This is a genomic window from Legionella sp. PC1000 (assembly GCF_014109805.1).
GTDB lineage: Bacteria > Pseudomonadota > Gammaproteobacteria > Legionellales > Legionellaceae > Legionella > Legionella resiliens.
Genome location: NZ_CP059400.1, coordinates 2348292 through 2371765, shown reverse-complemented (window position 1 = coordinate 2371765; position 23474 = coordinate 2348292). Strand labels below are relative to the sequence as shown.

The following is a 23474-nucleotide window of genomic DNA, read 5'->3' as shown; positions in this document are numbered from 1 at the left end:
TTATTAAGGTATAAATAAATTTTAGTTCACTTAGGGTTTATTTAAGATTCAAATTTTGTACGAATAACCTATTGATTATTTTTAGAATGGGGTTGGGCTAGTTAGGGTAATGGTAACTTTTTATACGAATGTAGCTGCTGGATAGCAAAAATAAAGCCTTGAACAGACGCAAGGCTTTTAGCTTGTAGCTTAAGTTATTTAACATAGATTGAGTTTTTGAATTTCTACTTCATCGACACATTTTTCTAAACCAGTTTGACAAACTAGCTCTTTATTTTTTCTAATTACTGACTCAGTTAAGTAATTCAAAGCGCAAGGAACCTTACCATTTTTTATCTGATCTAAGGTTAATGTTGGATCCTTTTCAAATAATGGAGCAAGACAGATTAGTGCTTCCATATTCGAGATAGCAATCGTAAGTACCCCACCGCTTTTTGCGGGCGCTTCAATAGTAAAACCATCTGTATGAGCCGAAATACAAGTGTACGCTTTGGGAGCTACTTCCCTTGCTACATTAACCCATAGATCTCGTTCGCACGGCGATAAATTCACTAGTGCAGTTTGTTCTTTGAAGATGCTTTTATATTTCTCATATAATTCAGCTGCTTTGGTGTCTTTTATATGCTTTGGATCCTTACTTTCACAGACGTAGGTAGCAAAATCATCATAAGCAATGACTTTATCAACTTCTAATTGTTGATATTTTTTCATTTTTTCTCTTGGAATAATGCTTAGCTCAAGTATCGATGATTCTGAGACATCAAAACGTTTCGCTTGTCTTAAATCATCAAGCTGAATAATACCGGATGCTTTTTGGTTGACAACGATACAATGACTTATAGGCAAATGAAGATGAGGCACAATAGTTTCGCATTGATACGCAAATATCGAAGTACCACGGTCTTCACCATCAAAAGGCTGATCATACTCCACATCCCATGCCGTTTTACTGCAGACTTTTGTTGCTACGCTGATCAATGAAATGCTTGGGAAGTTTGATTTTTTTGCTGCATCAAGTCCAAAACCAAGAGCTACACTAGGACAATAAGTAAATGAGTGAGCTACTTTTGTGTTTCCTTTGAATAGGGAGAAACCGTGGACATGTGCCTCGATAATTTCCTGTTTCTCGAGAGGACTCAAATCGTCCAAACAGGTATATCCTTTAGATTTAAGAAAACGGGCAAAGCTAGGCCGCATTGCTGATATTCCTAAACCAGGGCGATCGAAAGAACCAAGATAATGCTCAACTGAGATTCCCCTAAATATGGTTGGATCAGTTACTTCAATAAATTTAAAATTATGTTTTTGCTTGAAACGTTGCAACGCGACGACATTGTGTGAGTCATAAGCGGCGCCAGTAATTCGAACAGCATTTAGAGTAGCGCGACGGCTAAAGAGCGATACCCCCAATTCATATAAACCATACATCTTTAATACCTCTTGAACAAAAATTTGCAATCCTTTTTTGAATCTCCAAATAATGCTCAAATAAAAATACAATATCTGATCATTTAGTGTGTACAGTGTATAAAATATGTATTAAAGAAAAATTAAAATAAGCCATAAAAATTTTTTAGAACGATATAAATAAATTTTAGGCAACACTTAAAGTACAATTGAAATAACGAGCGAATACCCCATTAATTATCTTTAGGATAGGGCAGTGTTAATTAGGGCAGGCATAGTGTTGGCAGTATCTACCCCTAATATTTTAAGGATGAAAATTAGAGTCAGATAATGATTGATTATTTTCTTTATGCTCCATTATTTCTCATAAAATTATACTCTGGGGAAGTCGGGGGCGTAGGCACGTGAAAAAGCAATTGAAATTTTAAATGATTACCAGAGCATAAGGTTAAAGAGTTAAAAAAATAGCTTGGGGAGAACAAATCAATCAAGTATCTGATGCGGTAATATAAAGGAGGGCGATTACGTATCTTCAAATAACCTTTGTAGCAGAGCTATGGGATGATAATGGGGTTAAGCTAGTATTGATTATTTTTAGTCACAAAATTTAAATTACCAACATTCCAAAATAAAAAGTAAAAATAGTTCGAGTCAAGACTATTTTTTTAAATTTTATTTGTATACCATAGATACGTGCCATTTCTTTTCTTCATCCCATTTCTGTGGATATCTAAAAAATACTAAATAATTATTAATTATCTTGATACATTGCATATCTCTTGCTGTGTCTAAGTTTAATAGCTTTTTAATAGCTTTTTAATCCCTGGTAGTTATACACATTTTCTGTGGATAAGTCTGTTTATAATCTGTCAAACTACTTGTACAATTTAGAAGTTAATTCGATGACTGATCATTTACCAAGGTATTTTCCAGCTTATTTCAATAATTCATCCATCCCCGGAAGATTTAAAATATTCTGGGTGATTTCGCTGGATATCATTTATTAAAAATCTCCAACTGTTTTTTGCTTAAAGAAAATTTTTCAATTTCTCCGGTACTTAAGGTTAATTTTGTTTATGCGACCCTAGAGTGGGATTTACAGTGTATTTCTTCAGTCTATGATATTTGTACGCAAATCAAAGGAAAGAATGACTATGTCATCAAGGGCGGAAAATGAGAAGGGGCATAACGACTTCTAGAGTAGCAATGTGTTTTTAGCCAGTAGTCTCATTAGGGTTAAATAAGCCACTCTCGTATTAAGAACAATTCATTAAATTCGAGGCCAATTTATGTTTGTATTCACATTAGGGTTATGATGGTTCTGACTCTTCTGGTCATTTTTAAATAATTTGGGTTGATATTGAGAAGGAGTCTCCAAGTATATCTTTTCATTATATTCTGGGCAACTAAACGTATTTAACAGCTGGATTTCAATTATTCCACTAATACAACTGCTTTGTTCTATAAGCTCAAGTCCATACTTGGTAGCAGATAGTTCTTGTTTGAGGAGATCTTTTAATTGAGTTAAGTTGAGAAGCAGATTATTTATCCATAGAGCATCAATTACTCCCCTTATAAAACCGCTTTGTGCCATTAAGGCAACCCCTTGGATGGACTTGGAGATTTCGAGTCCTTGGAGGTTTTCTGATTGAGTTAATTTGAAGAGCAATTTATTTATTAATTGAGCATCTATTGGTCCATTGAAGTGACCACTTTTCGACATTTGTCCCGCTTCATACAAAGCCAAGGATATTTGAAGAGCTTGATTATTTTCTGATTTAGCTATTGGGGAAAGCAAGTTATTTATGCATTCATCATTCATTATCCCCCTGGTAAATTGTTGTTTCAACCTAGGCTCTATGGAGTCAATGAATTTATTTTGACCTTCAGGATTGTCAAATTGAGTGAGGGTTAAGTATTTCTTCTCTATAGTCTGAATTATAATATGTATTAGATCATTATCTTTCATATTGCCACGATTAAATCTATAAATATTAAGGCCTAAATTTTTAAGCCAGAGGTCTCGTGTTTTATCTTTGCCACGCAGATTGCCGTTTTCCATGTAATGCTGCTTTCCATCAATTTCAACAATAATTTCCTGTACACCTTTTTCAGTTCGTATTTTGAGATAGAGATCTACAAAGAATGGACCTAATCTATATTCTGCTTCAATATAGTTGATTTGAAATTTATTTTTTAACTTTGAGACTAGCAGATTTTGAATCTCCTGAGACTCGGGTCGCATCTTATTTAACTTCATTTCAATCACCTCTGTCAGAGGGATTCCTAGATAACTACAACATATAGCAAAATGCATTACAGCCTTTGACCGGTTTAATGGGATTATTTTTAGTAGGTGCTCTACATTTGTTCTAGTAATTTTTTGAGTTAAGCGCTCATGTTGCATTAACAATCCAAGACCATGAAGTGTGTATAGAGCGATGGAGGGTGCTGGAACGTTCTGAATGCTGTCTTGAGAAAACTTATGAAGTAATTGAATTATCAATTCGGTCTCAATTGCTTCGCTCAGGCAATCACTTTGGCCGATTAACCCAAGTCCATAAGAAATATTAGATATCATCTGATTTGTAATCACGTTGCACCGTGTTAATCGAAACAGCAATTTATTAATCCATTGAGCATCAATTATTCCATTGAGACATCCAGCATGGGCTATTAAGCCCATGACATATATAACTTTTGATACAGCAAGTCCCTGTGGATTTTCCGATTGAGATAAATGGAAAAATAACTTATTTATAATTTGAGCATCAATTATCTTTTGAAACTTGTTATTTAGAAGCATCACCTCAACCCTGCCTAGAGCATCTAATATCTCCTGGCAATCAGAGTTGTCTGATTGTGCAATTTGATAAAGTAATGTATTGAAGTTTGGAGCATTAATTGTCTCATTGATAAAATTAGTTATTCTTTCTTCAGGGGGATAAAGTGAAGGGGCTATTAATTGTGCTGTAGTGGAAATAGATGAGTAAGTTCTGATATTTAACCAACGTTCAATTTTTTTTTTCATATATTTATACTATGTTCCAAAAATATAATAATATTAGCGTCTTGCAATGGCATTCACCATCGGGATTCTTCCTGATCGAGGAATATGCTAAAATTATAATGTAAACCTGAAGAAGGATTTTGTTTAAATTAAAACTAAATGAAGTAAGGTTACCAAAAATAGAATCTAATTTCTTCAATTAGCAGAAATGGGTAGTTACTTCAATAAAGTGATTTTCGATGATTGACCAATACATCCATCCGGTGTTGATGCCGTACATAAAAAATATACAACTAGTTGAAGCTCAGGAGCAAGCCGATCCCTACAAAGTATATCCTGGTCCCTTTGTAGTTATGGGGTTTCAATATCAAGGCGGTATTTCTCTTATAACAAAGGAAACGAAAAGGATTAAACTAAAAAATTGGGGGATTACTGGGTTATTAACGAACTATAGAACGTTTCAAGAAAATAGTTCTAATACTAAGTCCTTGCTAATTATTTTCTATCCATGGGCAATAGCTGGTTTGTTTAGAGAATCAGCACAGGCTTTTACTGATCAGTCCTTAGGTTTATCTGACATTATAAATGAATCAATACTAAAAATTATTGAGGAAAAAATTCAATCCATTCAAGATCCGAACATCATTATCCGGCTTGTTCAAAACTTTCTTATCGAGTTGCTTCAAAAGAATAATCATAATTATTCACCTCAACAGCGTATTATACATATCGCAAAAAATATAATTTTAAACCCATCCCAAGACACCATTTTGAAAATGGCGCAGAATTATGGATTTAGTCGACGTAGTCTTGAACGACATTTTCAATCCCTTATAGGTATAAGTCCTAAAAAATTTATGATGACTACTCGTTTTCAAAAAGCATTACAAGAAATAAGACAAGGAAAATCTTGGGACGTTTTTTCACAAGAATTAAATTACTATGATCAATCTCATTTCATAAAAGAATTCCAGCACCTGACGGGAATTTCCCCAAAAAATTTTCTCAAGCAAATTTAGGAATCCCAAACTGTCGCGTTTTTACAATAAAATCCCACACAGTCTACTTATAATTAAATGGTTACAGAGAGCAATCTGGATTTAAAAAACAATTGAGGTAACCATGATGATTAAAAACACCGGAAACATTTCCAAAGGGGATAATGCTCCACTAAAAACGGACTATCTTCACTCAAATTTTGTTGAGGTAAATGGGGCTCGAATACATTATATAGAACAAGGGAAAGGGAAGCCGATTCTATTTATCCACGGTATGCCTTCCTCTTCTTATCTTTGGCGTAATATTATTCCTCATTTGATACCTTATGGACGATGCATTGCACTCGACCTCATTGGTCATGGGCAATCCGAGTCCCCAGAGATTGAGTTTAATGTTCGAGATCATCTGGATTATCTAACAAAATTTATTGAAATATTAGATTTAGAGGATATTTTAATTGTAGGGCACAGCTGGGGAATAACACTGGGGATCGCTTATGCAAAAAATAATGAAAAAAATGTAAGAGGATTGAGTTATTTAGAACCTATGTTAGGGTCCTGGGATTCTTGGGAGGAATTTAATCCAGATAACCCGCAAGCCCAAGAAATGTTTAAGAAATTTCGTTCAAAAGAAGGATGGGATCTTATTGTTAACCAAAATATATTCCTTGAAAAAATATTTGTAAATGCTTCGGTACGAAAACTTTTACCTGAAGAAAAAGAAAATTACATAAAACCTTTTAAATCAATAGCAAGACGAAAGGCCGCTTGGAAGGCACCTCAAGAGTTACCAATAGCCGGCAGTCCAAAAGAAGTCGTTGAACTCGTAGATGATAATTTTATATGGCAAAAACAAACTCAAATCCCTCAGTTATTCTTTTATACAAAACCTGCTGCATTTTTTACGACCGATCAAGTCAAAGAGCTCGGCAAAATTGCTCCTTCAGTGAGCTTATACTACTTAGGTAAAGGGATATATAATCATGCTGAAGATTATCCTGATGAAATTGGAAAAGGAATTGCTGAATGGCTCATTAATAATTATTCCCTAGACAAGGCAATTCCAAAATTTAGCTTATATACCAATATTCATAAGGCAATCAGGAAAGAAATTTTCTTGATGTGTATTTTAGCTGGAAGTATTGATTTTTATGATAAAACCGATTCACAGATGTTTTTACAACAATTCAAAAGATTACTTTCTTTATTGAGGGATCATTCAAAACATGAAGATACCTTTATCCATCCTCTTTTAGAGAAAATAAGTCTCGTGAAATTTAATTTACTTCATAACGAGCATGAGGAGCTAGAAAAGAAATTGATTGATTTAGAGAAACTATTGAATCAATTACTAGATTCCAATAATAAAACAATTTGTCTTGAATACAGCAATAATTTTTATTTGGAATTTTGTCAGTTTGCTAGTAACTATTTACAACATTTGTATTTTGAAGAAATTGATGTGATGAACACTCTTCACAAAAATTATGACCAATTCGAACTACTTACTGTTCTGGAACAATTTAAAAAATCTCAATCACTAGAAGAAACCAAAACTTCTCTGGAGGGAATATTTTCTGCAATAAATCCTCATGAGACCCTATTTTTGTTAAGTAGCATCCAGAAAGCAGTACCATGTGATCTCTTCTCAGAACTATGTGAGTTAGCAAAAAAGAGTATAGCAGAGCGCGATTGGGAAAAAATAGATGCTACCCTCTTATCTACAACAAAAGCAACCAAATGAAAGAAGTTTGAGCAGAAACAAAACCAGGGCTGGCATGTTGTAACAATTAAATACATAGAGCTCTAAGCGAGTGATATGGCTCGCTTATTTTATGATATTGGATTGCTGGCTACTTTACTCTTGGAGTCTATCCGAAAAATATCATTCTACTTCAGAGCCCTATACTGAGATAATGGACTCCCAATAATAGTAGAAATGGAACGAAAATCTTATCGCAGTGATTTAACTGACAATCAGGGGCTACTCATTGAACCCTATCTACCCCCAGAGAAAGAACGAGGAAGTCTCTAAACTTTAGGACTTTTCAAGAACAGCACGTTTCATCATTGTAACGCATCTACCGCGGTTTTATTCTTTGATAACCATCGTAGATTTCCTTTAAGTCACCTTCTCTAAAAACAGGATCATACTGTAGTGTATCATTATTTAGAATGCTTGAAATAATGTGCTTAGCACCTAAGATTTTATCTTCCTTTGTGAAACCAAATTGAATAGGCTTACCAAAAAAGGAATGCCTAGTTTCATATGAAGAGCGCTTTTCAACATACTGTGCCGCTTTGATTAGGGAACTTTCCAAGTTAGGATTATCTGTAAATAGATAGCGGTTTTCTATAGCTTTAGCAGTTTTTGCGCCATTTTCAAGGAGATAAATGATCATATCCACATCTTTATTATCGATTGCAAAGTGGAGCAAGTTATGAGAGTCGTATTCTTCATTTAACAATCTCTCTTTCTCTTGGGTAGACTTATTGTTGAGTAATAACTGCAGGGTATGAAGATCACGCTTCTTAACAGCAAGGCTCAATACAGACTCACCTTGATTGTCTTTTATACCTAAATTGACATTTTTTGGTTTAATTAATGCCTGTAGGATTTCATGTGCCCCCCGTCTAAAAGCGATATGTAAAGGTGTTTCTCCAGTATCTACAAGTCGATAATTGACACTGGCATTTTTAGTCAGCAATAAATTGACAATATCCAACGCGTTGTTAGAAACTGCAAAGTGAAGCGGTGTTTCTTTATTATGGGTTGCTGCATTAATTTTTGCGCCTCTAGCAATTATCTCTTTTGCTAAATCAAAGTAGCCGTTTTGAATGACCAGATGTAGCGGAGTAAAACCTTTTCCATCTGCTTCTGTGACATCTGCATTTTGAACGAGTAATTTTTTACACATCTCATATTGTTTATGTTTTATTGCATGTATGAGCAGCGTATCTTTTTCATAATTAAAAACATTGACATCCTTTTTATCGGCTAAATATGCATTGAATTCTTCAGAATCTCCCAAGGAAATGGCAGAAAAAATTGGTAAATCAATCTGGATTGATTTTCTTGCTTTAGGAAAGGAAACAGCATCTCCTTCTCTAAGTTCGAGATCTTCTTTGGTTTTTTGAATCATTTGTAAAAAAGATTCTTTAAATGCAAAAGGTTGTTTGTTTAAAAATTCTATCAATAATTTTTCTGATTCGTTCCTAGCAACCCCATCTTGAATAGAATTTTCTAATTCTTCTAATATTTTTAAATTCTTAATATACTTAATTCCGTTTGCAAATCGGGAAGCTATTTCAGCTAAAATTTTTTCTTTAGGTATATCACTAAATGATTTGGCTTCTTGATTGTTAAAGGTTGTTAAAATCCCTTCCATGTAATTTAGTAAGGCCTCATTCGAAAATGACAGACTGGTTGAAGAGGGGTGAATAACGGGTTTATGATTCAGGGCAGCTGGACGTGCTTGTAAATTGAAGTGCTCAATAAAAATATTTTTTGAGGCATAATGGTCAGTATATCTTACAAACCAACTTTTAAATAAATTTTCCTCAGGAAAAACAAAAATTCCATAATTGGGTTCGAAAAACTCGATCCCGTTCGTCCCAGGAATTCTTCTAATCCCTGTTGCATGACCACCGACATTTGCCAAAAATGAAAGAGCATAAGTTTGATCCTCCTCTATACTATTTAATATTTTTTCTACTACTTCGGCCATTGTTATGTTTTCATTCTTGTAAGCAATTTTGTTTACATCCGATCGAGTTTTTGCTTGACCTTGAGCATTATAAACATCGCTAGTAGTTACAGGCATATACTGAAGTGCGCCAAAGCTAGCGATTTGCTCTTGCCAAAAATCGATATAACCACCGCAAGTCCCTTCCCAGTAATCCCAATCAATATTACTTCTGCCAATCAAAGGATCAAATGTCTGGCTAAGTGGTAAAAATGGGCAATTAAACTCTCTGGCAGTTATGTAATTAGCATCTTCATCAATCTTTTTTGCAAATTTTGGTAAAAAAATTTCAGCTGTTTCAATGAGGTGCTTCATCGTACCTATGCAGCATTCATTTAAATATCCTAATCTATCCAATGTGTCCTCATACGCATTTCTGCCCAAAAGTAAAGTAGGAAAGTTGCGATATTTTCCCAAATTAGATTTAGTCTGCACGTCTTTTTCGAATTCAGAAAAGGCATCATTAATCTCACCATAACGATCCATGATTTTTTTTTGTAATATCTCTAAAGCCCCTCTAGCCTCATAAAAAATTTTATATAAATTAGAAAGATAGAGTTCTTGATTATATTCAGTGCCGTAAAGCCTAGTGAGAGAGTAATAGGCTTTCATAGATTTACTGAATAACTGAAAGTCGGCCCTTAAATCATCAAAGATACTTGTAAGGGAATATAAATAATTGAAGTTACTCTTGTCATTAAGATAATTTTCTGCATCGGCTACAGAATAACTTCTTTTTTTGTGAAAATATAAAGGCATAACACTCTCTGTATATGCATAGTATATAAATAAGTATAGTAGATATTTTTTGAGCGTTTATTGGGCATGGAGATGCGGATTGGACCATCCAAGCAATATCTCCAGATGAGATTTTTTCAAAAATCTCTTTGCATTATCGTTTAGCGGGACACTTTGAATATTCGTAGGAATCCTGGTCATGTGGTAAAGTACAGTATGTTCTTCTTGAAGAATCTTAAGTACCAGATGGGCACCGACAATCCTGCTGCCTCTGTAATGACAACGCTTGAGCTATTTTCATTTCTACACTTACTTCAATTGTCATGACTTCACTTTTTCTTGATTCATCAGAAGCATGCGCAGGCTTCTGAAACTCCCATTATATGCGATCAAGACTATGCACTATGTACTTCTGCTCGTTGCTGCTAAAGACTTAATAGTAGCAACATGGCGTTCTTTCAGTTTATTAATTGCTTGAGCACGTTTTCCATGCTTTGTCTCTTTAAGTTGAGCTTCTGTTGGAGTGTCAACTTTAGCTATGATAAAAGGCTCTTGTCCTTTGCGAGTAAAACAAATTTGTTCACCATTGGAATTTTTAGAAGATCTCCATGTTCTATATCAAGCCTATCCTGATTATCAAAGTCCAAGTAGTTAGAAGCAATGTTGATAAAATCACTGGCATCTTTCTTTGCTTGTCTGGATATCCAGGCAAACAGCTTGAGTAGTACCAAGCCCAATGGCGAGGCTACTTTAACTGCCACTTTATCAATATCGATTTCAATTGCACTGTTATAAGCATCATCAAATCCAATTAAACTAAATTCAATATCATATTCAGGTGGCCATTTTAAATTTGGATTTTCTTCTTTTATATCCCGAAGGGTAGGATATCTAAATAACCAAATTTAGAAGACACCACTCGATGTTCATATTTATTGTCCGCGACGAAATCCGCAGTATGAATAAAAGCATTCTTGATTTTATAAAACTCATTCCAGTTTTTGCAGCAAATAGCCATATCAGTATCTAAGGTTGCTCGTTGCGCTGCGTTTTACCAAAAGTATTCGAGAAGTATGTCCCGTGCTTTAGCGCCAATTAAAAAATAAGCACAGTTATTGGAACTGGTCACTTCATTTATGGGTTTAAATAACTCAATATCCTAGAGAAAAAAATTATTCCATTTGTTTTTTAATGTATTGCTCATAAATAAGGCTCGCTGTTTCTTGATTTTTTTCATCAAAAGAATTTAATAAATCCGCATATACTAGAATGTGGGGCACAATAGTAGAGGAGTCTTCAGTGTCGAAGGCCCAAAATTTTTTTAATAGCTCAATATTGCCATGAGTATTTTTCTTAAGTCGAAATTTTAATTGTAATTGGGGCAAATCATTGTCTGCATATAAGGTGATGAGCTCAGGTTTTAAATAGCGGGTTAAATGGCTTGCTGCAATTTCACTTCCCCACAGGAAATTAAATTCCGAGGGTTTTACTTCTTTTAACTCATTAATTAAATCGGTAGAAAATTTCCCTAGAATTAATTTAGGACGTAATTTTCCTGCGTAGGCGATACATCATTTACTCAGCACCATTTTGTTTTATGATGAGGTAATTATATTTTTGGAGCATAAGAAAAGTTTTATTAATACTTCCAAGTGCTACATCACTCATTTTAGCAATCTCTCGATATGTGAGATTGATTGCGCCCTTAATCGCTAATAGGGCAAAAATAATTTTTATATTGGCGCTATTAAGATCAAAGGCAAGTTCATCATACGACGATACTTTTTGCGATAATTCACCTTTAATAAAGATAAATATTGGAGGCTCATTAATATAGGCATTTCCTGAATAATCAATAAATTGAATATTTGCCTGTTGCAATTGTTCTGCAAGTGCTTTGTTAGCATGATGAGTCATTAACAGACTATTTTTACTCAAATGCTTCATGTGGTTAATTACGGCGGCAATATTAGACTTATCAATATTAGCAATTAATTCGGGTTTGAAAATAATCTCATTATTTTTTTGTATAGAAATACCGAGTTCATTTGTGTTCTTATTAAATCTGCCATTTTTCAGATTATTACGCATAAAGATAGAGAAGACTTAAGTCGTAACTTGCCATTATTTTAGGCTCAAATTTTATTAATATTGCATGTATTTTATTTATAAGTTATCAAAACAATCACATTGGTCTTTCAATTAACAAATATTCTGAGATAATATAAATCACCTAAACAAAGTTAACTATTTTTGGCGACATTAGGGTAAAACATGAATCAAGCGAGCGTTAACAATCCTCTAAAATGGTACAACGAGGACATAATCAATGATGGAGTATCCTATATCCGTTATCTATCTGAAAAAGAACATGACCTGGTATTGAATGCTCTATCAGTGCTGGAACAAGACTCTCTATCGTCAGAAAATAAAGGCAGGGTTAATCAACTTCTATCTCAGGGTCTCAATCCGTTATATGAAGAAATCATGAATGCATTGCTTCATAAAAGAGGATTTATAACTCTAAAAGGGTTTCCTTCCTCTGAAGATAAATATGATCCAGAAATAATAAAAGATTTTTTTATCTCTTTATGCTTACCCTTAGGAGCGCCCCTGATACAGAACAGAAATCAGGACATTATATTCGACGTGAAAAGTATTGAAGGCATGAAACTTAATGCAACAAATTCACGAGGACCTTATGTTAAAGAATCATTACCCATGCATACAGATGCTGGTGCAATTCTTGGAATGTATTGTTTTGCATCTGCTGATGTTGGAGGACATACAATCCTGTCCAGTTCGCGTGCTGTACACGATGAAATAAAAAAGGTCCGACCAGATTTACTGGATATATTATATCAACCCTTTTATACCGACAGACGTGGCAATGAACCAGAAGGCTCATTACCCTATGATCTGAATCCTGTTTTTGCCATGTACGAAGATCAACTAAGATGCCAGTATCATCAGCCATTTTATGATGATGCTCAAACCAAATTTCCAGATATTCCCCGTTATACTCCTCAACAAATCGAGGCACTGAAATTATTTGACACGATTTCCCTTCAAAAGAATATTGCTTTCGAAACAAAACTAGAGCCTGGAAGTCTTATCTTTATCAATAATGAAGAAATTTTACATGGCAGAACAACCTTTGATTTTCCAGAAAACCATACTGTACGTCATTTATTAAGAATTTGGTTGAATACTCCTGAAATTAAAAATACATTTCCCAGTTTCCTTGGTTATATATAGTGAAGAGTCAAAGATAGCTCTACTTTCTTTATCAGCTTACCAGTAAGGCCCATAGAGCACCTAAACCTGCTTGCCAGGCCTTATCGCCAAATTCTGTCTGAACCGCGGCCGGCCAAAATATATCACTGGCTTTATTGCGAGCTACACCTATGCCGCCCATTATATAGGGTTTGAAATTCATCGTGGAAAAATATAAGAACATGCCAGCACTCATCAGAATTTTTAACCATAATAAACACATTAACTCCAGGTAAATTACTGTGTCCTCCCCAAATTCTTTTATATCCTTTTACCAAAATGGGAAAACTTTCTTCTGCAGAAGGATCTGTTCTTTTTTTAGAGGTCTCATCAATTTAAACTTCCATAGCCAACAATATATTGTGGAAGATTAGGATTAATTTCTGGGTGACAGTCAAAAGCAAAAGAAGGGAAGTAGAATGACAATAAAATAATTGACCCAAACTTACACATACAACTTACTAATCCTTTGAGTTAAAACCACTAAGCCAATAAACCATTTTGGTTATTGCTTCTTACATCAGCATATATAGTTTTATAATTTACGCTATGCACATTCATTCAATTTGCACCCTGTATGCACCCTGTAAACTAGAAAAATTGGGAGTATTTTACATAAATCCTTTGTCTACTGGCGTCCCGGAGAGGATTTGAACCTCCGACCTGCCCCTTAGGAGGGGGCTGCGCTATCCAGCTGTGCCACCGGGACTTTTGATTGACGTCGTAAGTCTACCGTCATCATTAGAAAATAACAACTTCTAAGGTGGTAAATACAAGGTTTTCATTTTTCAATTATTCATAATAAATGAGTTAATAATAAGCATATTGCAGCCTTATTGTGGTATACTTTATCGACCTTTTACTTTGAGCAATATGATGAACACGTCGGATTTAAAATATCCATTTCATTCAGCGTGGAATTTTTTGTGGCAGGTCATTAAGCCTTATCGTTGGTGGTATGTCTTAATGCTTCAGGCACCAGTGCTCACTGCGTTTTATATTTTTGCCAATAATTACTCTTTTAAACTACTGGTTGATGCGTTTTCCAGTGAAACAATCACTTCATATCAACAGGTAGTGTTCCCTATGGCATTATTTATTACTGCACAAATTGTGTTGGATGTTGTTTGGCGAATTAGTGATTTTGCAGAGTGGAAAGCGGAGCCTTATGCGCGGCAAAGATTATTGTCATCTGCTTACAATTATGTGCAACATCATTCCTATAACTATTTTCAAAATACGCCCAGTGGTACGGTAATTAGTAAATTAAAAGGCCTTTTAGATGGTTATGATAGTGTTTTTGCCAATATCCATCACATTGTAGGAAAGCACTTTTGTGTGGTTGTTGTTTCTGTTTTTGTTTTGTTGATTGTCAATTTCAGTGTGTTTTGTTTCATGCTTGCCTGGTGCGTGCTCGTTATGACAATTATGTTACCTATGGCACTCAAACTGAATCAGCTCTCTAATCATATGGCTGAGAGTAAACATCAAGTCATAGGCAGTTTTTCGGATAATATTACCAATATTTTTTCTCTGTTTTATTTCGCTAAACGACGCGCTGAACATCGGCGTGTTCATGAGTTGATGTCCGATGATTTTGTGCCTCGTCAAATTGCTCTTTATCGGTATGACTTTAAATTTAATATGATCGGATCAGTACTGTACTGGTTCATGTTGATTGCTGTTTTTATATTTATGATTTACCTGCGTACCCACGGGAAGATTTCTACTGGGGATTTCCTGTTTGTTATGCTGACAGCCATTACCATTTCTTTTGATTTATGGACGCTCATGAGTAGTCTTTGTAATTTTTTAAAAGAAATGGGGGATTTCAAATCATCGTTCAGTATTTTATCGATGCCTCATGATGAGGTGGATAAACCCAACGCACAAGAATATCAGATTACCCAGGGTAAAATTGAATTCCAGCAGCTTTCCTTTGCTTATAATGCAGGAACTGCTGTATTTAAAAATCTTAATCTGCTTATCAAACCTGGTGAGAAAATTGGGCTGGTTGGCCATTCGGGTGCTGGTAAATCGACATTGGTTTCCTTACTGTTAAAAAATTTCAGGCCTACTTCAGGGCAAATTTTAATTGATGATAAACCCATTTTAGAGATTACCTCGGATTCTTTGCGTCAACAAATAGCACTTATTCCCCAGGATATTATGCTTTTCCATCGTTCTATTGGTGAGAATATTGGTTATGCAAAAGAAAATGCGACTCTTGCAGAGATTAAACGCGCGGCTGCGATGGCAAATATCGATGAGTTTATTGAATCTCTTCCTGAAAAATATAATACACTGGTTGGCGAGCGTGGGGTGAAACTTTCAGGAGGTCAGCGCCAGCGCATTGCAATTGCACGTGCATTTTTAAAAAATGCATCAATTGTTATTCTTGATGAGGCAACCTCAAGTCTTGATACACTTTCTGAGCAAGAGATTCAACAATCGATTAATGACATGTTAGAACAAAATAATGCTACGGTCATCGCAATCGCACATCGATTGTCTACCATTCGGCACATGGATAGAATTGTAGTAATGGAAGGTGGGATGATTATTGAAGAAGGTACTTTTAACGAACTGGTAAACAGTGAACAAAGTTATTTCAAAATGCTTTGGGACAGCCAAGTCAATGGGATGGTTTTATAAAATGAAAAAATGGGTTGTTTTTTTAATTACTGCGCTTTCAGTAAACACTATTGCTTTGGCAAATAATAATTGTTTTATTGCTAAAGAGGGCGGTGTGGTGCTTAAACAAGAAGGGCGATGTACCGAGCGCCATTCGCCTTGCTCCACTTTTAAAATTGCAATCAGTTTGATGGGGTTTGATAAGGGGATTTTGATTGATAAAACTCATCCTGAATGGCCTTTCAAAGAGGGGTATAATGATTGGCTGGACATTTGGAAGCAACCGCATAATCCAACCAGCTGGATAGAACACAGCTGTGTTTGGTACAGTCAGCTGATCACTCAAAAATTAGGAATGGAACAATTTAAGCATTATATGCAGGTTCTTAATTATGGAAATCAGAATGTTTCAGGTGACAAGGGTATGAATAATGGATTAGTTCGTGCATGGCTTTCAAGCTCATTGCAGATTTCACCGCAAGAACAGGTCGAGTTTTTATCGAAACTGACTCACAACACGCTGCCTGTGAGCCATTTTTCCATGCAAATGACTCATGATCTTCTATTTGTTGAGGATTTGCCATCGGGTTGGAAACTGTATGGAAAAACAGGCTCGGGTAATCCATTCAAAGCAGATGGTTCACGTAATATGGACAAGCAACTCGGATGGTTTGTTGGCTGGATAGAGAAAGGTTCACGTACTATTTTGTTTGCTCAATATATTGAGGATAATGCCAAGCCTGATTATTCAACGGGAAAACAAGCAAAAGCTATCGCGAAACAGAAATTAATGCAATTGGCTCGCTCATTAGATAAAAAAGATCTTGGATAAATTGGCGTTGTATTTATAACCTGGGTGCAGCGAAGCGGAACCCAGGTTACACTATTATTCAGCGTGATCTTTGAGGTTATTCTGGATAACAATAAATCTCACTGCCACCACCTACACCGGCATGGAATATCAGTGCATCAACTCCAGCTATATCCCTTTTCTCTTTTAAACAACGGTAGCCAGGATAAGTATAATAAAAATCACCTGTAGGAACTGGTCCTTCAACGGTAGTATAAGTATGAGCACTTGTATCTACAGTGATGGGGACACTTTTCCAGGATTTGGTTTCTGTTACGATCACGCTATCAGCTAAGGCTGCCGTTGTGACAGTTAGGAGTAAAGCTGTGAGTAGTGTTCTTTTCATTTGTGCATCCTCCTTGTACATTTTTCCATAAAGTCTTTATCTTCGTTAAAAAATAAAGATACTTGATTAAATATAGCACATTTAAATTAAAAAGATTTTTTAATCAAAATGATATGAATTTTGTAAGAAATAAGTATATGTAATCAAAGAGCTTTAGGGATTCAGTTTCCCCCAAATTGGGGGAAGGTTTATTAAAAATGACCATGTCTATGACTGCCGCCATGCTCATGCATATGACCGTCATCATGACTAGGTTCTGCTCCTTGGGAGCTAGGATGTCCATGGGAGTGATCATTATTTACGTATACGGTGGTGCCAGTATCATAGTGTCCGTCATAATAAGGATCGGAGGTTGTATAAAGGGGAGAATAAAAGCTATAACTACTGTAACCAGGTGCAGCGGTGGTTCTTACAGTAGTATAGGTATTATTGTTGCAAGAAAATAAAAAAGGTAATACAAAAACAAGTCCGATAGCAACGAGTGCAATTGGTAGTATCGGTGTAAAAATAAAAGCCGATGCAAGCAGGGGGTTCGTAGCTAATGCAGCTGTGATTGCTGCAGCAGCAGATTTTAACGTTACTGCTGCAATAACTCCTGCCGTAACTATTGCAGCAGCGGTTATTGCTGCCATACATCTGAGTAAAAAAGTATAATTGGTATCATCTTCCTGTTTTTTCTTGGTCATACGCCACCTCATGTGTTGTACCAGATTAATCAATTTTTTATTGAAATGCATTTAATATCAATGGTCGAAATTGCATTTTCGACTGTTTTAAGATTCTACTATAGGAAGGAAAAATGTCATCTTATTTTTATTCTGGATCCCGCGGACAAGCCGCGGGACGTAGAAGTATGTGCACTACTTATTGAATAGTGGCTCATACATCAACGTTTCTAATCAAAAGTTACCCATTCTCAGGGAATCCCTATTAATCCAGGTAGTTCTATAATGGAGCTCGATGTAGGAGTTATTATTCATCATCCCAGTTTAGAGTTCCGCCGGCTTGGTATTCAATGACCCGAGTTTCAAAGAAGTTTTTCTCTTTTTTCAAATCCATCATTTCACTCATCCACGGGAATGGATTTTCGGCACCAGGATACTGCTCTGGCAAGCCGATTTGGTTTAAACGACGGTTCGCTATGAAGTGCAGGTATTCTTCAAACATTTCTGCGTTCATTCCCAAAATGCCTTGAGGCATAGTATCCTTGGCATATTGATACTCCAATGCTACTCCTTGGCGAATGAGTTGAATCATTTCTTCTTTAAATTCAGGCGTCCACAGATGCGGATTCTCAATTTTAATTTGGTTGATGACATCAATACCAAAGTTCATATGCATGGATTCATCGCGTAAAATGTATTGGAATTGCTCGGAAGTTCCTACCATTTTATTTCGACGACCCATAGAGAGAATTTGCGTAAACCCAACATAGAAAAAGATTCCTTCAAAGATAACATAGAAGGCAATTAAATCACGCAATAAACGCTGGTCATTTTCTGCAGTACCTGTATGGAATGTTTCATCGCCTAAGCTTTGAGTAAAAGGTAATGCCCAGGCTGCTTTAGTTGCTACTGATGGGATCTCACGATACATATTAAAGACTTCTGCTTCATCAAGCCCCAAACTCTCAATGACGTATTGGTACGCATGGGTATGCAGCGCTTCTTCAAACGCTTGACGTAACAAGTATTGTCTGCATTCAGGATTGGTAATATGTCGATAAACAGCGAGCACTAGGTTATTGGCTACCAATGAATCTGCTGTTGAGAAAAATCCTAAATTACGTTTGATAATCAAACGTTCGGCCTCTGTAAGTCCTTTAGGATCTTTCCAGAGGGCTACGTCAGCACTCATATTGATTTCATTGGGCATCCAATGGTTTGCACAAGCAGTTAAATACTTGTCCCACGCCCACTTATATTTAAAAGGAACCAGTTGGTTTAAGTCGGCACGACAGTTAATGATGCGTTTATCATCAACGTGAATGCGTGCAGCCCCCATTTCAAGGGGCTCGTATCCTGTTGCACCAGGATGAATTATATCGTGTTGTTGTATTATTTCTGACATTTAAATTCCCCTGATTATTGGCATGCTTCGCAGTCTGGATCGAGTATGGAACAAACTTTAGGCTCCTCAGCTATTTTAACTGCATTGAGTGCTCCATCAGTCACAGTTGATTTTTCAGCATTGGATGCACCTAAACTGCGTAAGTAATAAGTAGTTTTTAGTCCGCGTGTCCATGCATGCATGTAGAGTTGATCCAATTTCTTACCAGATGGCTGAGCCATATAGATGTTAAGTGATTGTGCTTGATCAATCCATTTTTGACGGCGAGAAGCAGCATCCACTAACCAAATTGGGTCCATTTCAAAAGAAGTTGCATAACGTTTTTTCAATTCAGCAGGAATGCGGCTGATTGGTTGGACACTCCCGTTAAAGTATTTCAAATCATTGACCATTACTTCATCCCAAAGATTCAATGCTTTCAAATCAGCAACTAAATAGGGATTAATCACAGTAAATTCGCCTGACAAATTGGATTTCACATACAAGTTTTGGTACGTAGGTTCAATGGATTGAGCTACACCACAGATATTAGAAATAGTCGCGGTAGGTGCTATTGCCATCACATTGGAGTTCCGCATTCCTTGTGTACGAACTTTGATGCGTAAGCTTTCCCAATCCAAGCGTTGTGAACGATCTTGTTCCAGATATTTATCACGGGATTGTTGTAACAGATTAATTGAATCAATTGGCAATATGCCTTTACTCCATAAAGAACCTTCATAGCTGGAATAACTGCCTCGTTCTTTAGCCAAATCACAAGAAGCTTCAATTGCATAATAGCTAATTAACTCCATGGATGAATCAGCAAATTCCACTGCTTCTTGAGAAGCATAATCAATTTTTAACTCATATAATGCATCCTGGAAACCCATGAGGCCTAAGCCAATAGGTCTGTGTTTCAAGTTGGAGTTACGCGCTTGAGGTACGGAATAATAGTTAATATCAATCACATTATCCAACATACGAATAGCAGTTCTAATGGTACGTTTTAATTTTTCCGTATCCAGCTTGCCTTTTTTGATGTGTGCAGGAAGATTAACACTCCCCAGATTACATACGGCGATTTCTTCTTCTGAAGTGTTGAGTGTAATCTCAGTACACAAGTTAGAACTATGAACAACACCCGCATGTTGTTGTGGTGAGCGTAAATTGCAAGGATCTTTAAAGGTCATCCATGGGTGGCCAGTTTCAAAAAGCATTGATAACATCTTACGCCACAGTTTAACTGCAGAGAGTGTTTTTGCGTTTTTGATAAGGCCTTGACGGGCTTTTTCTTCGTAATCGCGATAAAGCGTTTCAAAAGATTTACCATACTGATCATGTAAATCAGGTACTTCATCAGGCGAGAATAAAGTCCAATCACCATTTTCACGTACACGTACCATAAATAAATCGGGTATCCATAATGCAGTATTCATATCGTGGGTACGGCGTCGATCATCGCCAGTATTTTTTCTTAACTCGAGGAACTCTTCGACATCTTTATGCCAACACTCCAGGTAAGCACAAACAGCCCCTTTACGTTTACCTCCCTGGTTTACTGCAACTGCAGTAGCGTCAGCAACATTCAAGAAGGGAACTACACCTTGTGACTTTCCATTGGTTCCTTTGATATGTGAGCCCATAGCACGTACTGGCGTCCAGTCATTACCTAGCCCCCCTGCATATTTTGAAAGTAGGGCATTATCTTTAATTGCACTGTAAATACCATCCAAATGATCGGGGACTGTAGTTAAGTAACAGCTGGATAATTGAGGTCTAATAGTTCCTGAATTAAACAGAGTAGGTGTTGATGACATGTAATCAAATGATGACAGCAATTGATAAAACTCGATGGCTTTTTCATCTTTATCTTGCTCGCGTATTGCTAGACCCATAGCAACACGCATGAAAAATGCTTGAGGCAACTCATAACGTACACCGTGATCATGAATGAAGTAACGATCATATAAAGTTTGTAAGCTTAAATAGCTAAACTTCATATCACGCTCAGGTAATAGTGCTTTGCCGAGTTTTTCCAAATCAAAATCAGCCATTTTTACATCCAGCATTCCTTGCTTGATGCCATGGGCGACATACACTTTAAAGTATGTAGGATAGAGTTTGCTCATTTCATCAAAAGTTGCATCTGCTTGAATTTCTAATTTATTCAATGCTTCCGAACGTAAACTGTCTAATAACAAGCGAGCACTGACGTAAGTATAATTTGGTTCTTTTTCAACCAATGTACGCGCAGCCATGATTAATGCTTTATGTACATCTGCAAATTTCGCTTGATTGTAAAGATTACGCATCGCATCTTTAATAACAGGTTCTGCTTGAACATATTCTAAATTACGGCAAGCTTCTTGAACAATCGTGTTCATGCGTTCAGTATCTAATGGCTTTAATTCACCATCAGGCATTGTGATTAGCAGGATTTTACTATCACTGGCTTGTTGTTTTAATTCATTTTCGCGGGCTTTACGGTGTTCTTCTCGATATAATACGTAAGCACGAGCAACTTTGTAGTGCCCACTGCGCATGAGCGCTAACTCTACTTGATCCTGAATGTCTTCAATGTGAACTGCACCGCCACTAGGCAAGCGGCGTTTAAAGACTTGAGTTATTTGACGAGTAAGTTCTTCAATCTGTTGGTGAATACGATCTGAGGTAGAGGCGGTACCACCTTCATCAGCGATGAATGCCTTGGTAATTGCAACTTTAATTTTCGTATCATCATAATTTACTACTTTACCATTGCGCTTAATGGTTTTTAATAAACCAGGGGCATTAGCGGTCAATTCCAGTTGACTGGTTTGCGGCACATCATTTACCGGATCAAGAATTGCGGACATTTTTCCTCCACGCAGTTTTTATTGTTATTAACAGTCGAGTTAAATTTATTCACTATTACTTAGATTATAGCAGAAAACCCAACATATTGGGTTGTATTGGGTTATTAATAACAAGATAATGTGTTTTTGCACAATGGTCAAGAGAATAATATGGGAGTATTTTGTGGATAAGTTGTGGGTTTATTCACAATTGTTTTTATGAGTAAACTAAGTAGCGTTAGCAGCGACTAATGGAGGAATCCTTCTACCTTGGAATCTATACCTTCAAGAAGCTCCTCTGACGTAGTTTTAATATCAAATGCTTCTTCAATTACTTGTATTAATTTCATAAACCAATTAAAAATCCATTTATCATTAATAGAATGTGTGTTCAAAAGGCCTCTGTCTTGAGCAGTTATCTGTTTTATATTGTCCATTAATGTATTTATTACAGCATTACATTCTTTTTCAGATAATTCATCAATAAAGTCAAAAAGTTGTTGTTTATTGTCTTTTAAAGATATTTTTTCTTTATTCACTGACTTAATTATTTTGTCAGAAAAAGATTTAAATATATTTTCTATAATCCTCTTTCTTTCATAAATATTTTTAGCATCCTCTCCATAGAAAAAGAAACTGCCTTCTAAAATTTTTTGCCCTATTAAGGTACTGGCTTTCCCAAGTTTCTCTAATTCATCTAAGAAATTCTGAGCAATTTCTTTTAAAGTGTTTTTCTTGAAATTAGGTATAAGATAATTATTGGCAGCGAGATTTAATGCATGAAATGCGTTTATATCTTTTCCTTTCTCATTTCCATTCGCGATTTTAATAGTAATCACTTTTTCGCTTTTCTGAATCACAGCTGCTGCTTTCCCTAAATCCTTAATGAGGATTTCCAGGAGAATTTTTTGATGAGCGTTGATGTGGATGTCTTTTAAAAGAGACTTTAAGATTTTATCTAGTTTGGCGATTATCCTATCGGTATCGAAACCTTGTTCAGACACAACACTTTTATAAAGAGTGCTCGATGCATCGATTAGGTTTTTTTTATTTTCTGAATAAGGGAGTTGCAAAAAACGTTCTAAGGTAATTTTAAATTGTTCACCTGCCATAATGCTATCTAAAACCCCTTCGTTTCGTCTGTTCTGTTGCGCCTGAGGGGAATGTAACGTGAGAGTTGCTTTTATTTCGAGATTGTCATCGAGTAAATCATCCACCAAATAAATAAATTGATCTTTGATTTGTTCATCCAGAACATTAAAAAACTGATGGCGAAACTCAACCTTCCCTAAATCATGAATAAGCTCATCAATAGAAGGATTGGATTTTGTTCCATCACTTACTGCATGCAAAGCCTGAGAAATATTGTGAATTAAAATATACCGTTTATCTTCTTTTGAGATACTAAATAATTTTGCATATTTTGTGAGTAGGTATTCAGCCCCGGCTTTAGTTATCATGTATAAGAGCTTAATATTAATATTAATATTTAATAATTATACATAGCGACTATTAAGAGAGCCTTAGCACACGTTAAAGCGTAGAGTTTTAGCAAAATTTGGTTGTTGCACCTGACTCATGAT

Annotated in this window: 17 protein-coding genes and 1 tRNA gene; 5 read left to right on the top strand and 13 right to left on the bottom strand. The window is 35.9% G+C overall.

The features are described 5' to 3' along the window. Positions 1 to 198 precede the first annotated feature (198 nt). Positions 199 to 1428, bottom strand: coding sequence for a hypothetical protein (locus FOLKNPGA_RS10425; RefSeq protein WP_182349856.1), 1230 nt, complete (start codon positions 1426 to 1428; stop codon positions 199 to 201). A gap of 1249 nt (positions 1429 to 2677) precedes the next feature. Next, positions 2678 to 4438, bottom strand: a complete 1761-nt coding sequence (locus tag FOLKNPGA_RS10420) for a DUF559 domain-containing protein (RefSeq protein WP_182349855.1) — start codon at positions 4436 to 4438, stop codon at positions 2678 to 2680. A 218-nt stretch (positions 4439 to 4656) separates the two neighbouring features. On the opposite strand from FOLKNPGA_RS10420, the gene FOLKNPGA_RS10415 reads away from it, so the two are divergent. Together FOLKNPGA_RS10415 and FOLKNPGA_RS10410 are read left to right on the top strand one after the other, a co-directional pair. Next, positions 4657 to 5436, top strand: coding sequence for an AraC family transcriptional regulator (locus FOLKNPGA_RS10415; RefSeq protein ID WP_182349853.1), 780 nt, complete (start codon positions 4657 to 4659; stop codon positions 5434 to 5436). Positions 5437 to 5539: 103 nt separating this feature from the next. Continuing rightward, positions 5540 to 7159, top strand: a complete 1620-nt coding sequence (locus FOLKNPGA_RS10410) for a haloalkane dehalogenase (RefSeq protein ID WP_255465955.1) — start codon at positions 5540 to 5542, stop codon at positions 7157 to 7159. 337 nt (positions 7160 to 7496) lie between these two features. On the opposite strand, the gene FOLKNPGA_RS10405 is transcribed toward FOLKNPGA_RS10410, so the two are convergent. The 4 genes from FOLKNPGA_RS10405 to FOLKNPGA_RS18945 form a co-directional block, all read right to left on the bottom strand. Continuing rightward, positions 7497 to 9920 (bottom strand): ankyrin repeat domain-containing protein, encoded by a 2424-nt coding sequence (locus FOLKNPGA_RS10405; RefSeq protein WP_182349851.1) that lies wholly within the window; start codon positions 9918 to 9920, stop codon positions 7497 to 7499. A gap of 515 nt (positions 9921 to 10435) precedes the next feature. Beyond that, positions 10436 to 10660, bottom strand: a complete 225-nt coding sequence (locus tag FOLKNPGA_RS18955; RefSeq protein ID WP_232891061.1) for a hypothetical protein — start codon at positions 10658 to 10660, stop codon at positions 10436 to 10438. A gap of 411 nt (positions 10661 to 11071) precedes the next feature. Continuing rightward, complete coding sequence (locus FOLKNPGA_RS18950) at positions 11072 to 11407, bottom strand: type IV toxin-antitoxin system AbiEi family antitoxin (RefSeq protein ID WP_255466086.1); 336 nt, start codon at positions 11405 to 11407, stop codon at positions 11072 to 11074. Between the two features lie 67 nt (positions 11408 to 11474). After that, on the bottom strand, positions 11475 to 11990 hold the full coding sequence (locus tag FOLKNPGA_RS18945; RefSeq protein ID WP_255465954.1) for a hypothetical protein: 516 nt from the start codon (positions 11988 to 11990) through the stop codon (positions 11475 to 11477). A gap of 183 nt (positions 11991 to 12173) precedes the next feature. Here FOLKNPGA_RS18945 and FOLKNPGA_RS10390 point away from each other — a divergent pair, with 183 nt between their 5' ends. Then, on the top strand, positions 12174 to 13157 hold the full coding sequence (locus tag FOLKNPGA_RS10390) for a TauD/TfdA family dioxygenase (RefSeq protein ID WP_182349849.1): 984 nt from the start codon (positions 12174 to 12176) through the stop codon (positions 13155 to 13157). Between the two features lie 31 nt (positions 13158 to 13188). On the opposite strand, the gene FOLKNPGA_RS10385 is transcribed toward FOLKNPGA_RS10390, so the two are convergent. Then, positions 13189 to 13359 (bottom strand): hypothetical protein, encoded by a 171-nt coding sequence (locus tag FOLKNPGA_RS10385; RefSeq protein WP_182349848.1) that lies wholly within the window; start codon positions 13357 to 13359, stop codon positions 13189 to 13191. A 448-nt stretch (positions 13360 to 13807) separates the two neighbouring features. Further along, a tRNA-Arg gene (locus tag FOLKNPGA_RS10380) sits at positions 13808 to 13884 on the bottom strand. 164 nt (positions 13885 to 14048) lie between these two features. Between FOLKNPGA_RS10380 and FOLKNPGA_RS10375 the strand changes: the two genes are divergently transcribed. Together FOLKNPGA_RS10375 and blaOXA are read left to right on the top strand one after the other, a co-directional pair. Beyond that, a complete protein-coding gene (locus FOLKNPGA_RS10375; protein ID WP_255465953.1) occupies positions 14049 to 15830 on the top strand; it encodes an ABC transporter ATP-binding protein in 1782 nt (593 codons plus the stop codon). Position 15831: 1 nt separating this feature from the next. Beyond that, positions 15832 to 16641, top strand: coding sequence for a class D beta-lactamase (blaOXA, locus tag FOLKNPGA_RS10370; protein ID WP_182349846.1), 810 nt, complete (start codon positions 15832 to 15834; stop codon positions 16639 to 16641). A gap of 76 nt (positions 16642 to 16717) precedes the next feature. On the opposite strand, the gene FOLKNPGA_RS10365 is transcribed toward blaOXA, so the two are convergent. The 5 genes from FOLKNPGA_RS10365 to FOLKNPGA_RS10345 all read right to left on the bottom strand — a co-directional run bounded on the left by FOLKNPGA_RS10365 (position 16718) and on the right by FOLKNPGA_RS10345 (position 23351). Continuing rightward, the gene (locus FOLKNPGA_RS10365) at positions 16718 to 17005 is read right to left on the bottom strand and encodes a hypothetical protein (RefSeq protein ID WP_182349844.1); all 288 of its coding nucleotides are present in this window, start codon (positions 17003 to 17005) and stop codon (positions 16718 to 16720) included. A gap of 191 nt (positions 17006 to 17196) precedes the next feature. Further along, positions 17197 to 17691, bottom strand: a complete 495-nt coding sequence (locus FOLKNPGA_RS10360; RefSeq protein WP_182349843.1) for a hypothetical protein — start codon at positions 17689 to 17691, stop codon at positions 17197 to 17199. Positions 17692 to 17977: 286 nt separating this feature from the next. Then, the gene (locus FOLKNPGA_RS10355; RefSeq protein ID WP_182349842.1) at positions 17978 to 19075 is read right to left on the bottom strand and encodes a ribonucleotide-diphosphate reductase subunit beta; all 1098 of its coding nucleotides are present in this window, start codon (positions 19073 to 19075) and stop codon (positions 17978 to 17980) included. A gap of 14 nt (positions 19076 to 19089) precedes the next feature. After that, the gene (locus tag FOLKNPGA_RS10350; RefSeq protein WP_182349841.1) at positions 19090 to 21912 is read right to left on the bottom strand and encodes a ribonucleoside-diphosphate reductase subunit alpha; all 2823 of its coding nucleotides are present in this window, start codon (positions 21910 to 21912) and stop codon (positions 19090 to 19092) included. 227 nt (positions 21913 to 22139) lie between these two features. After that, entirely contained in the window at positions 22140 to 23351 is a 1212-nt protein-coding gene (locus FOLKNPGA_RS10345; protein ID WP_182349840.1) for a hypothetical protein, read from the bottom strand. Positions 23352 to 23474: the final 123 nt, after the last annotated feature.

What these genes read in the sequence shown, in the direction of transcription:
- FOLKNPGA_RS10385 (WP_182349848.1), bottom strand. Translation starts at nt 13,359, where the DNA reads ATGTTCTTATATTTTTCCACGATGAATTTCAAACCCTATATAATGGGC.
- FOLKNPGA_RS18945 (WP_255465954.1), bottom strand. Translation starts at nt 11,990, where the DNA reads ATGCGTAATAATCTGAAAAATGGCAGATTTAATAAGAACACAAATGAA.
- FOLKNPGA_RS10410 (WP_255465955.1), top strand. Translation starts at nt 5,540, where the DNA reads ATGATGATTAAAAACACCGGAAACATTTCCAAAGGGGATAATGCTCCA.
- FOLKNPGA_RS10360 (WP_182349843.1), bottom strand. Translation starts at nt 17,691, where the DNA reads ATGACCAAGAAAAAACAGGAAGATGATACCAATTATACTTTTTTACTC.
- blaOXA (WP_182349846.1), top strand. Translation starts at nt 15,832, where the DNA reads ATGAAAAAATGGGTTGTTTTTTTAATTACTGCGCTTTCAGTAAACACT.
- FOLKNPGA_RS10345 (WP_182349840.1), bottom strand. Translation starts at nt 23,351, where the DNA reads ATGATAACTAAAGCCGGGGCTGAATACCTACTCACAAAATATGCAAAA.
- FOLKNPGA_RS10355 (WP_182349842.1), bottom strand. Translation starts at nt 19,075, where the DNA reads ATGTCAGAAATAATACAACAACACGATATAATTCATCCTGGTGCAACA.
- FOLKNPGA_RS10405 (WP_182349851.1), bottom strand. Translation starts at nt 9,920, where the DNA reads ATGCCTTTATATTTTCACAAAAAAAGAAGTTATTCTGTAGCCGATGCA.
- FOLKNPGA_RS10365 (WP_182349844.1), bottom strand. Translation starts at nt 17,005, where the DNA reads ATGAAAAGAACACTACTCACAGCTTTACTCCTAACTGTCACAACGGCA.
- FOLKNPGA_RS10415 (WP_182349853.1), top strand. Translation starts at nt 4,657, where the DNA reads ATGATTGACCAATACATCCATCCGGTGTTGATGCCGTACATAAAAAAT.
- FOLKNPGA_RS10390 (WP_182349849.1), top strand. Translation starts at nt 12,174, where the DNA reads ATGAATCAAGCGAGCGTTAACAATCCTCTAAAATGGTACAACGAGGAC.
- FOLKNPGA_RS10420 (WP_182349855.1), bottom strand. Translation starts at nt 4,438, where the DNA reads ATGAAAAAAAAAATTGAACGTTGGTTAAATATCAGAACTTACTCATCT.
- FOLKNPGA_RS10375 (WP_255465953.1), top strand. Translation starts at nt 14,049, where the DNA reads ATGATGAACACGTCGGATTTAAAATATCCATTTCATTCAGCGTGGAAT.
- FOLKNPGA_RS10425 (WP_182349856.1), bottom strand. Translation starts at nt 1,428, where the DNA reads ATGTATGGTTTATATGAATTGGGGGTATCGCTCTTTAGCCGTCGCGCT.
- FOLKNPGA_RS10350 (WP_182349841.1), bottom strand. Translation starts at nt 21,912, where the DNA reads ATGTCCGCAATTCTTGATCCGGTAAATGATGTGCCGCAAACCAGTCAA.